Origin of the sequence: Micromonospora sp. LOL_023, assembly GCF_048060115.1 — a bacterium.
In the GTDB taxonomy this organism is placed as follows: Bacteria; Actinomycetota; Actinomycetes; order Mycobacteriales; family Micromonosporaceae; genus Micromonospora_E.
In genome coordinates this window covers 1-780 of the sequence record NZ_JBHMIM010000183.1, presented here as the reverse complement: position 1 = coordinate 780, position 780 = coordinate 1, and the positions used below count along the sequence as shown (strand labels likewise).

At 61.5% G+C, this 780-nt stretch carries 1 protein-coding gene and 1 pseudogene; both read right to left on the bottom strand.

What is annotated here, in order from left to right; translation table 11 throughout:
• Nucleotides 1-11: 11 nt before the first annotated feature.
• Nucleotides 12-251, bottom strand: a complete 240-nt coding sequence (locus ACFHVL_RS31390) for a hypothetical protein (RefSeq protein WP_416632248.1) — start codon at nucleotides 249-251, stop codon at nucleotides 12-14.
• 425 nt (nucleotides 252-676) lie between these two features.
• Nucleotides 677-780: pseudogene (locus ACFHVL_RS31385) on the bottom strand (IS5/IS1182 family transposase); the annotation flags it as partial.

The window sequence follows — 780 nt, the reverse complement described above, 5'->3', positions numbered from 1 at the left end:
TTCGAGAACCTTCAAATCGCGGCGTGAAAGAACCGGCCGAACCACTGTCCGGAAAACGCGAGGCCCCTCACGCCACGGTAGCCCTCCAGCATCTGCTCGATCCGCGCTCGCTGCCCCTCGACTGTGTAGAAGCTCTCCGGCTGCTCGGGCTCCCACGGGGCGAAGGCCTTCGCGTCGCGAATCCGATGCTCTACGATCGCCGCTGCATCATCGACATCAATCAACCTGATCGTGGTCTGTTGGCCGGACATCTCCGCACGCCTCCCTGCGCAAAATTCTGCGGCATCCGCCACAGAAGGGGCGAAATCCTAATCCGGGCCCTTCGGGTAAGGGCCGCCCGGATCGTTGATCTCGAAAAGGAAGTGCCTTCTGACCTGGGATGATCCGGCCTGCCTGAGGTCTAGCTCCCCGTCACGAAAGGCACTTGCTGAGTAAAGGCTGCCGGAACGCATCCGAGGGGTTGTGGTCAGCAGTGATGGGTCCGCAAGAGGCGAACGGACATGGTGCGAGCACGGACTTCCAGGGTACCTGCGTCTGTCCGGTATGCGAGGCGTACTCGGGCGAATGACCCCATACCGCCCCCGGACGGTGTCCAACGCGCCGGTCGACGGGACAGTGCCTGGTGTCCGTTACCTAAGAGGACGTCTGATTCACGTATTTTGCCGGTAATGCGGGTTTAGCCGTATCGCCAGGTTGGGGTGGTTTCGGCGGTGAGTCGTTTGGCGAGGTTGTCGATCATCGCGATGGTGATCATGCTGGCGGAGTTGTCGGGTCGGGCTT